This is a genomic window from Embleya sp. NPDC050154, assembly GCF_044460165.1.
GTDB lineage: Bacteria > Actinomycetota > Actinomycetes > Streptomycetales > Streptomycetaceae > Embleya.
On sequence record NZ_JBITJP010000035.1, the window covers coordinates 97282 to 108571 of the forward strand.

The 11290-nt window shown below is 72.4% G+C and carries 1 protein-coding gene (cut by a window edge); it reads right to left on the minus strand.

Going from position 1 to position 11290, the window contains the following annotated elements; genetic code table 11:
• Window positions 1-11275, minus strand: partial view of a non-ribosomal peptide synthase/polyketide synthase gene (locus tag ACIBSV_RS44860; protein ID WP_395873287.1) — the 5' end (the start) only. The gene continues 12401 nt to the left of window position 1, outside the view; 11275 of the gene's 23676 nt are visible here — the first part of the coding sequence; its start codon is at window positions 11273-11275; its stop codon lies off the left edge, out of view.
• Window positions 11276-11290: the final 15 nt, after the last annotated feature.

Here is an 11290-nt window from a genome sequence, read left to right on the forward strand (position 1 = left end):
CACTCGCCGAATCACCCTCGTCACCCAACAACTCCCGCTGCCACAACGCGTAATCCACGTACTGCACCGGCAACGCGGTCCACCCCGGTGCCCGATCCGCACACCGGGCCGCGTACGCGGTGGAGATGTCCCGGCCCAACGGGCCCATCGACCAGCCGTCCCCCGCGATGTGATGCACCACCACCACGAAGACATGCTCGTCCGGCCCGGTCGAGAGCAGCCACGCCTTGATCGGTATGTCCGTCGCGAGGTCGAACTCGTGGCCCACGGCCCGCGCCACCGCACCGGGCACCTCGCCGGGCGCGACCTCCTCGACCGCCAACTCCCAGGTCCACTCGTCCAGGTCCAACACCCGCTGGTACGGCTCCCCGTCCGCCACCGCGAACACCGTCCGCAACACCTCGTGCCGACCCACCACATCCCGCAACGCCGCCGACAACGCGGGCACGTCCACACGACCGGACAAGCCCACCACCACCGGCAGGTTGTATGTCGCGCCGCCACCCTCCAACTGCCCCAGGAACCACAACCGGCGCTGCGCGAACGACAACGGCACCCGCTCCGGACGCACGCGCTCCCCGACCGAGGCCCGGGCCCGCCGTACCCGGCCGTCCTCCAGTCCGGCCGCCAGTCCGGCCACCGTGGGCGTCTCGAACAGAGCCCGGATCTCCAGTTCCACGCCCAGCACCGCGCGCACCCGCGACACCAGCCGCGTCGCCAGCAGCGAATGTCCGCCCAACTCGAAGAAGTTGTCGTCGACGCCCACCCGATCCAGACCCAACACGTGGGCGAACGCCCCACACAACAACTCTTCACGCAGACCGGCCGGGCCCCGACCGGCGTCCGTGTGGTAGTCGGGAACGGGCAGCGCCCCGCGATCGAGCTTGCCGTTGGGTGTCAGCGGCAGCTCGTCCAGCACGACGACGGCCGAGGGCACCATGTAGTCGGGCAACCACTGTGCCGCAAACCGTCGGAGCTCCTCGGGCAGGCGCGCGAACTCGGCGGTGCCGCCTTCCGCCGCGACGACGTAGCCGACCAGTCGTTTGTCACCGGTCCGGCCTGCCGTGTCGGCGTCCTCGCGGACGACGACGGCGGCCTGGGCGACGTCGGGGTGGGTCTCCAGTACGGTCTGGACCTCGCCGGGCTCGATCCGGAACCCGCGGATCTTGACCTGGTCGTCCGCGCGGCCGGCGAACACCAACTCACCGGACGCCGTCCACCGTGCCCGGTCGCCCGTGCGATACATGCGCTCACCGGAGCCGAACGGGCAGGCCACGAACCGCTCACCGGTCAGCGTCGCACGACCGAGATAGCCCCGGGCCAGGCCCGCGCCGGCGATGTACAGGTCACCGCTCACGCCCGGGGGCACCGGGCGAAGGAAGTCGTCGAGCACATAGGTGCGCGTGTTCGCGATCGGCGCGCCGAACGGGATGGGGCTGCGCAGCGGCGGGTCGAGGTGGGTGGCGGTGATCATCACGGTCGCCTCGGTGGGCCCGTAGGTGTTGATCAGTCGCCGATCCGCCGACCAGGTCCGGGCCAGGTGTTCGCTGATCGGCTCGGCGCCCACCAGCAGCGTGCCGACGCCGGCCAGGTCCTTGGGTTCCAGAACGCCCAGCAGGGAGGGAACGAGGCTGGCGGCGCGGACCGCGTTGTCGTCGACGAGTCGGCGCAGCAACTCCGGTTGGCTGCGTTCGTCGGTGTTCGCCACCACCAGCGTTCCGCCGTGGGACAAGGTCACGGCGACGTCCAGCACCGACGCGTCGAAGCTGAACGACGCGTACTGCAGGACTCCGACGCCGGGTGCGACTCCCATCATCGGCGCGAACACCGAAACCAGGTTCGCCAGCCCGGCCCGCGTGGCCACCACGGCTTTCGGGGTCCCGGTCGAGCCGGAGGTGTAGATCACGTAGGCGGCCCCGGACGGTACCTGGTCGGCCACGGGTTCGACGGGGGCGGTCGTCGCGAGGGTGACCGAGGTCGTGGGATCGTCCAGCGCGATCACCGACAGGCCCGCCGTCGGCAGGTCCGCGAGGGTCTCCCGGGTCCCGATCAGCGTGCCGATACCGCTGTCCGCGAGCATGAACTCCGCTCGCTCCCGCGGATACTCCGGATCGATCGGCACATACGCCGCACCGGCCCACCACACGCCCAGAATCGCCGCGACCATATCCACGCCACGCGGCAGGCACAGCCCCACCAACGATTCCGTGCCCGCACCCGACCGGCACAGGTACCCGGCCAATCGGCCTGCGTAGAACGCCAGTTCCGCGTACGAGATTGCGGCTCCGTCGCACACCACGGCCGGGGCGTCCGGTGTGCGTACGGCCTGCACGGCGATCGACTCCGCCACCGTCGTGGTCGACGACGCGACCGCCGTGTCGTTCCAGTCGAGCACCACGCGTGACCGCTCTGCCGCGTCGAGCACGTCCACCGCGCTCAACCGCAGCCCCGGATCGGCTGCCAGATCCGCCAACGCGCGAACCCAGCGGCCTGCCAGGCCCTCCACCGAGTCCCGGTCGAACAGGTCGGCCGCGCCCACCAACGCACCGCGTAGCCCCGCCGGTCGCCCTTCGTCGTCGAAGAGTTCCGCCAGCGACACGTCCAGGTCGAACTTCGCCACTCCCGAGAGTTCGGCCGCGATCTCCTCGGTCGGGGCGCCGACCCGCACGCCGGGCAGTTCCAGGGCCGCTCGTCCCGTGTTCTGGAGGGTCGTCATCACCTGGAACAGCGGATGCCGCGCCAACGAGCGCGCCGGCGCCAGCTCCTCCACCAGCCGCTCGAACGGCACATCCTGATGTTCGAAGGCGCCGAGTCCGGTCTCCCGGACCCGGCCCAGTACCTCGCGGAACGTCGGGTCCCCGGACAGGTCCGTGCGCAGCACCAGGGTGTTCACGAACAGGCCGACCAGGTCGTCGAGGCTCTCGTCGGTGCGGCCGGCCACCGCCGCGCCGATCGGGATGTCCGTACCGGCGCCCAGCTTCGACAACACCACCGCGAGCCCGGCCTGCAACACCATGAACACCGTCACACCCTCGGCCCGCGCCACCTCCCGCAACCGCGCGTGCACATCCGCGGACACCTCGAGCCCGACCCGATGCCCACGATGCGAAGCGACCACCGGACGCGGCCGATCCACCGGAAGCTCCAACTCCTCCGGCGCACCCGCCAAAACTTCCCGCCAATACGCCACCTGACCCGACAACACACTCGCCGAATCACCCTCGTCACCCAACAACTCCCGCTGCCACAACGCGTAATCCGCGTACTGCACGGGCAGTCGTGTCCACTCCGGTGCCTGCCCCGCGCACCGGGCCGCGTAGGCCGTCGAGACGTCCCGGCCCAACGGGCCCATCGACCAGCCGTCACTCGCGATGTGATGCACCACGAGCACCAACACGTGTTCTTCGACTCCGGTCGACAACAGCCGTGCGTGCAGCGGGACTTCCGTCGCCAGGTCGAATGCGTGGCCCACGGCCCGCGCCACCGCACCGGGCACCTCACCGGGCGCGACCTCCTCGACCGCCAACTCCCAGGCCCACTCGTCCAGGTCCAACACCCGCTGGTACGGCTCCCCGTCCGCCACCGCGAACACCGTCCGCAACACCTCGTGCCGACCCACCACATCCCGCAACGCCGCCGACAACGCGAGCACGTCCACCTGCCCCGACAGCCGCACCACCGTCGACGCGTTGTACGTGGCGCTGCGGCCATCCAACTGCCCCAGGAACCACAACCGCCGCTGCGCGAACGACAACGGCACCCGCTCCGGGCGCTCCCGAACCGCCAACGCCGTCCGCGCCGCGCCGGCGTCGGCCAGCGCCGCCGCGAGTCCGGCCACCGTCGGCGCCTCGAACAGCGTGCGAATATCCACCTCGACGCCCAGCACCGCCCGCACCCGCGACACCAGTCGGGTGGCCAGCAGCGAGTGGCCGCCCAGGTCGAAGAAGCCGTCGTCGACGCCGACCTCGTCCAGCCCGAGCACCTGCGCGAAGACACCGCACAGAAGTTCCTCGCGGAGTCCTGTCGGACCTCGGTCGCTGCCCGGGGTGTAGTGCGGGGCGGGCAGCGCCTTGCGGTCGAGTTTCCCGTTCGGAGTCATCGGCAGCGCGTCGAGCACGACGATCGCCGACGGCACCATGTAGTCCGGCAGCCGGGTGGCCACGAAACGTCGCAGTTCCTCGGCCAGGCGCGCCTCGCCGGCGGACGCGCCATCCTCGGTGCCGACCACGTAGCCGACCAGGAGCCGATCCTCGGGCCCGCCGCCGGGGACCGCGTCCGCGCGGGCGAGCACGGCCGCCTGGGCGACCAACGGGTGGGCGACGAGCGCGGCCTCGACCTCGCCGGGCTCGATCCGGAAGCCCCGGATCTTGACCTGGTCGTCGGCGCGACCGGCGAACACCAGCCGCCCGTCCGCGGTCCACCGCACCCGGTCCCCGGTCCGGTACATGCGCTCGCCCGGAGCGAACGGGCAGGCCACGAACCGCTCACCGGTGAGCGCCGGCCGCCCGAGGTAGCCCCGGGCCAGGCCCGCGCCGGCCACGTAGAGTTCGCCGACCACCTCGGCCGGCACGGGGCCGAGGCGATCGTCCAGGACGTAGGCGTGCGCGTTGCGGATCGGCCCGCCGATGTCGGGTTCGCCGCCCGGCTCCAGGGGCGTGGACATGGTGGCGCAGACCGTGGTCTCGGTCGGCCCGTACGCGTTGATCAGCCGCCGTCCGACGGCCCAGCGCCCGGCCAGGTCGGTGCCGAGCGCCTCGCCCGCGGACACCAGTGTCCGCACCGACGGCAGGTCGTCGGCGTCCAGGACCCGCAACACGGCGGGCGGCAGCGTGGCGTGGGTGACCGCGTGCCGGGCGATCACCTCGGCCAGGCCCTCGCCGGGCAGCAGTTCCGCCGCCGGCGCCACCACGAGGCAGGCGCCGCTGCCCAGCGCCATCATCAGCTCCCACGACGCCGCGTCGAAGCCGGCGGACGCGAACTGGAGCACCCGGCTGTCCCGGTCCACGCCCAGCCGCTCGATCTGGGTGGTGACCAGACTGGCCACGCCGGCGTGCGAGAGGGCCACGCCCTTGGGCCGACCGGTGGAGCCCGAGGTGTAGATCACGTACGCCAACCCGGTGGCGGGCGTGGAAACCGTCGGCGCTTCGCCGGGACGGGCCGCGATGGCGGCCGCGACGTGCGGGTCGTCCGAGGCGATGCTCAGCACGCCGCGCACGGGCGGCAGATCGTCCAGGATCGCCTCGGTGCCCAGCAGCACGACGGCTCGGCTGTCGGCGAGCAGGTAGGCGATCCGCTCCTGCGGGTAGCGCGGGTCGATCGGCAGATACGCGGCGCCTGCTTCGAGCACCGCGAGCAGGGCCACGACCAGGTCCACGCCGCGCTCCTGCACGACGGCGACCACCGACTCGGGACCCACACCCAGGTCGATCAGATGCCGGGCGAGCCGGTTCGCACGCTCGTCGAGGCGTGCGTAGGACAGTTCGACACCGTCGGCCCGGACCGCCACGGCATCCGGGGTGCTTCGCACATGGGACCGGAACAGCTCCGGCAGCGTCGCGGCCGAGCCCACGTCGGCGGCCGTTTCGGCCCAGTCCGCCACCAGGCGCGACCACGCTTCGTCGTCCAGGACCGACACGGCCCGCAGCGGGGTGTCCGGGCCGTACGCATCCTCGGGAACGGGGTTCGGGGCGGACCCCGGGGCAAACTCCGCAGCGGACTCCGCAGCCGTTTCCAACGCCGCGACCAGGTTCTCGATCGTCGTGTGCAGCAGGCGCGCGACGGCCTCCGGGTCGGCCGGCGCCATCGCGTCCACGCTCAACGCGAAGCCATCGTCGGCCAGGTCGTCCACGGACACGGCCAGCGGGAAGTTGCTGCGGTCGTGCGTGGCCAGCGAGCGGATGCCGGCAAAGCCCGACTCTTCGTCGGAGTCCGGGCCATCCGCGCCATCCGCGCCACCCTTCCGTCGGGAGCCGCTGTGCCGGTAGTTGAACAGGGCGCTGAACAGCGGGACGTCGCCGTCCAGCCCCGCCGCCTGCTGCGCCACCGCCAACGGCGCGTGCTCGTGTTCGAGCAGCGCGGCGAGTTGGGCACGCATCGCCAGGACCGCCGCCCGCACCCCGACGTCGCCCAGCCGGACCCGGACCGGCAGGGTGTTCATGAACAGGCCCAGTGCCCGGTCGGCCCCGGCACCCGCGTTCATCCGCCCGAACAGCACGGTGCCGAAGACCACGTCGTCGCGTCCGGACAACGCGGCCAGCGCCCGGGCCCAGGCCACGTGCAGCAGGGTCGCGGGGCTGACTCCCAGTCCTCGGGCCACGTCGCGGATACGCCGGCCGACGTCCGCGCGGACCGGGAGGCCGGCCCGTCGTACGGCGGTGCCGTCGCCGCGCACGTCCACCAGGCCGTAGGGGTGGGTGGGTTCGGTGACGTCGCCGAGCAGGTCGGCGAAGTATCGCTCGTGGCCGCCCCGGCGCAGGCTTTCCCTGGCCTGGACCACGAAGTCGCGGAACGGCAGCGGCGGGGCGAGTTCGGCGCCGCGTCCGGTGCGGAACGCCTGCACCTCCTGGAGCAGCACCTCCATCCCGGTGTGGTCCTGAACCATGTGGTGCACGCGCAGCATGGCCAGCCAACGGGTGCCGTCGGCGGCCGGTGTGACATGCGCGTCGATCAGCGGAGCGCGGGTGACGTCCATGCTCGTCGCGCCCGCGACAAGCAGCGCGGCGACCGGATCCTCGGCACCGCCGCACTCGCCCGGGCCGAACTCCTGTACGGTCAGCGGCGCCCGACGGTGCACCACCTGCACCGGGTCGGCCACGCCCTCCCACACGATCGCGGTGCGGTAGATGTCGTGCCGGTCGATCACCCGGCCGAGGGCGCTCAGGAAGCCGTCCAGCCGCTCGCGGGTGTCGAACTCCAGCACGAACGGCGTGACGTAGACGTCGCGTTCGTGTTCGCCCGCGATCAGGTGGTGGAAGAGGATGCCTTCCTGCAACGGCGCCAACGGGTAGATGTCGGCGATGTTCGCGGCGCCGCCCTCGACGGTCGCGACGATGCGCGCGAGGTCGGCGTCCGACAGGTCCACCAGCGGCAGCAGGTCCGGGGTGAGTTCGGTGCAGTCGGCCGGGATCGGGTTCGCCGGGACCGGCACCGGTTCGGGGCCGGCGAGTGCGGCCAGGCCGGCCGGGGTCGGTGTCTCGAACAGGGCCCGGATCTCGACCGAGACGCCCTGCACCCGCAGCCGTTCCACCAGCGTGACCGCCAGCAGCGAGTGCCCGCCGGACTCGAAGAAGTTGTCGTCCACGCCCACCGTGTCCAGGCCGAGCGCCTCGGCGAACGCGGCACACAGGATCTCCTCGCGCACCGTGCTCGGTCCTCGGCCGACGCTGCCCGCGTGCTGCGGCGCGGGAAGGGCCTTGCGGTCGAGCTTCCCGTTGGTGGTCAGCGGCAGCGCGTCCAGGGTCACGATCGCCGCCGGCACCATCTGCTCGGGGAGCCGTTGCGCGACGAACTTCTTGACCGATTCCGCGAGTTCCTCGTCGTCCCCGGTCTCGGGGTCGGCCGGGACCAGGTAGGCGACGAGGCTGAGGTCGCCGGCGGCGGTGTCCCGACCGACGACGACCGCCTGGGCCACCCGAGGATGCGTGAGCAGCGCGGTCCGGATCTCGTCGGGCTCGATCCGAAAGCCGCGGATCTTGATCTGGTCGTCGACCCGACCGGCGAAGACCAGGTTGCCGTCCGAGTTCCACCTGACCCGGTCTCCGGTGCGGTACATCCGCTCGCCGGCGACGAACGGGCAGGCCACGAACCGCTCACCGGTCAAGGCCGGGCGATGGAGATAGCCGCGCGCGACACCCGCTCCGGCGACGTACAGTTCACCGGTCACCCCGGGCGGTACCGGGGCCAGTCGTTCGTCGAGCACATAGGCGCGGGTGTTGCCGATGGGCGTGCCGATCGGGACCGCGCCGTGCCGGAGCAGATGCGGGGTCAACGGCGTGGTGGTGACCCCGATCGTGGTCTCGGTGGGGCCGTAGTGGTTGAACACCGGGCGCTCGCCGGCCGCGCGCAGCAGGTCGCGCACCCACTCGGCCGAGGCCGCCTCGCCGCCGAGCACCAGCGACCCGGCCGGCAGCACCGCGGCCGTACCGCGCACGCTCGCCAGCGCGGCCAGGTGCGAGGGCACCACCTTGACGTGCTCGATCCGGTGCCGGACCAGGTACTCGGCCACGGCCGACGGGTCGAGCGCGGCGTCGGCGTCCAGGATGTGCAGTCGGCCACCGCTGACCAGGCTGCCGAACACCACGGTGTTGCCCAGGTCGGTGACCTGCGACTGGAGCAACGCGTAGCGCGCCCCGGGTGCGCCCAGTCCCACCCGCGCGGGCGCCGAGGCCACGTAGTTCGCTAGCCCGCCGTGCGTGACGGCGACCCCCTTCGGCCGTCCGGTCGACCCGGACGTGTGGATCACATAGGCCAGTTCGTCGGGATGCGGGCGCGCAATCGGGGTCGTGTGCGCCCCCTCCGGGTCGGTGCCGACCGGGTCCGAGTCGTCGACCCCGTCCGGGTCGTCGATCGCGACGGTGGGCAGCCGACCGGCCGGCAGGTCCTCCAGCAGGTCCTCGGTCCCGACCAGGATGACCGCGCGACCGTCCGCGAGCAGGAAGGCGATCCGATCCGCGGGATGGCTCGGATCGATGGGCAGGTACGCCGCGCCCGCCCGCCACACGCCGAGGATCGCGGCGATCATGTCCGACCCTCGGGGCAGACACAGCGCCACCACCGAACCGCGGCCGACCCCGCGCCCGCGCAGCACCCGGGCCAACCGCGCTGCGCGCGCCGCCAGTTCGGCGTACGAGATCTCGACGCCGGCGCACTCGACCGCGATCGCGTCCGGGGTCCGCGCCGCCTGCGCGGCGAACGACTCGGGCACCGACGGCGTCGGCGGGTCGACCCGCGTATCGTTCCACTCCACCAGCACCCGGGCGCGCTCGTCCTCGTCGAGCACGTCCACCGCGCCCACCCGCACGCCCGGATCGGCGAGCACCGTCTCCAGCACCCGCACCCACCGCGCACCCATCGCGCGCACCGAATCCGGATCGAACAGGTCCGCCGCCGCGGTCAACCCGCCGCGCAGTCCGGCCGGCCGACCCAGCTCGTCGAACACCTGGGCGATCATCACGTCGAGATCGAACTTCACCCCCGGCCGCGGCCCGGGCCGGACCTCGACCGCCAGACCGGGCAGGGCGACACTCGCGTCGAGGGTGTTCTGCATGGTCAGAACCACCTGGAAGAGCGGATGGCGAGCCGACGATCGAGCGGGCGCCAGCTCCTCCACGAGCCGTTCGAACGGCACGTCCTGATGCCCCAGCGCCCCCAGCCCCGCCTCCCGCACCCGGGCCAGGACGGTGGTGAAGGTGGGATCGGCGGACAGGTCGGTACGGATGACCAGGGTGTTGACGAAGCACCCGATCAGCGGGTCCAGGCTCTCGTCGGTGCGCCCCGCGACCGCCGACCCGATCGGGATGTCCGTACCCGCGCCCAGCTTCGCCAACAACACCGCCAGCGCGGCCTGGAGGACCATGAACACCGTCACGCCCTCGGCCCGCGCCACCTCCACGAGCCGCGCGTGCAGGTCCGCCGACAGTTCCAGGGGCACGGTGTGCCCGAGGTGACTGGCGACCGCCGGGCGCGGGCGCTCCACGGGCAGCGCGAGTTCCTCCGGCGCATCGGCCAGCGCGTCCCGCCAGTACGCCACCTGACGCGACAACACGCTGTCCGGGTCCTGGTCGCCGCCCAGCAACTCGCGTTGCCACAGCGCGTAGTCCGCGTACTGCACCGGCAGCGGCGCCCAGTCCGGCTCCCGGCCCGCCCGCCGGGCCGCGTAGGCGATCGAGAGGTCCTGTCCCAGCGGCGCCATCGACCAGCCGTCGGCGGCGATGTGATGGACCACCACGACCAGGACGTGCTCCTCCGGCCCGACCGTGATCAACGACGCCCGCAGCGGAGGCTCCGCCGACAGATCGAAGGCGTACCCACTGGCCCGCGCCACCGCGCCGGCCGACTCGTCCGCGTCGGCCGCCTCCACCCGGCACAACTCCCACGCCACCTCATCCGGGCGCAGGATCCGCTGGTACGGCTCACCGTCGGCGACCGCGAGCACCGTCCGCAGCACCTCGTGCCGGGCGATCACGTCCCGGAACGCCGCCGCCAGCGCGTCGACGTCGGGTCTGCCGACCAGCCGAAGCACGTTCGGGGCGTTGTACGTCGCGCTGCGCCCCTCCAGTTGCTCCAGGAACCAGAGCCGGTACTGGGCGAACGACAGCGGGATCCGCTCCGGCCGCTCCCGCACCGTCACCGCGGCCCGCGCCGTGTCCGCGTCGTCCAACACGGCCGCCACCCCGGCGACGGTGGGCGTCCGGAAAAGCTCGCGAATCTCCAGTTCGACGCCGAGCGTGCTGCGAATCCGGGACGCGAGCCGGGTGGCGAGCAACGAATGGCCGCCGAGTTCGAAGAAGTTGTCGTCGATCCCGACGGCATCGCGCCCGAGCACCTGCGCGAACACACCGCACAGGATCTCCTCGCGCACGGTGCGCGGCTCCCGGCCGGGTTCGGTGTGGTGGTCGGGTGCGGGGAGGGCTTTGCGGTCGAGTTTGCCGTTGCTCGTGAGCGGGAGCGCGTCGAGGACGACGACGGCGGCGGGGACCATGTACTCGGGCAGACGGGCGGCGGCGAACCGCCGGAGGGTGTCGGGCAGGGCCGCCGGGGGTGTGGCGGCGTCTCGGGCGGGGACGACGTAGGCGACCAGATGGGTGCCCGAGGTCTCGTCGGCGCGGGCGACGACCGCGGCCTGCGCGACGTCGGGGTGCGCGGCGAGCGCGGCCTGCACCTCGGCGGGTTCGATCCGGAAGCCCCGGATCTTGACCTGATCGTCCACCCGGCCGGCGAACAGCACCTGACCGTCGTGGGTCCACCGGGCCCGGTCACCGGTGCGATACATCCGCTCACCGGAACCGAACGGGCAGGCCACGAAACGCTCGCTCGTCAACCCGCTGCGACCGACGTAACCCCGGGCGAGCTGGACACCGGCCAGGTACAACTCACCCGTCACACCCGGCGGCACCGGCGCGAGGTTGTCGTCGAGGACGAAGACCCGGGTGTTGGCGATCGGTGCGCCGATCGGGACGGACGATCCGTCCCAGCCGGGAGCGCAGTGCCAGGCCGTGACGTCCACGGACGCCTCGGTCGGGCCGTACAGGTTGTGCAGTTCCACTCCGTCGAACAGCGCGTGGAAGCGGGC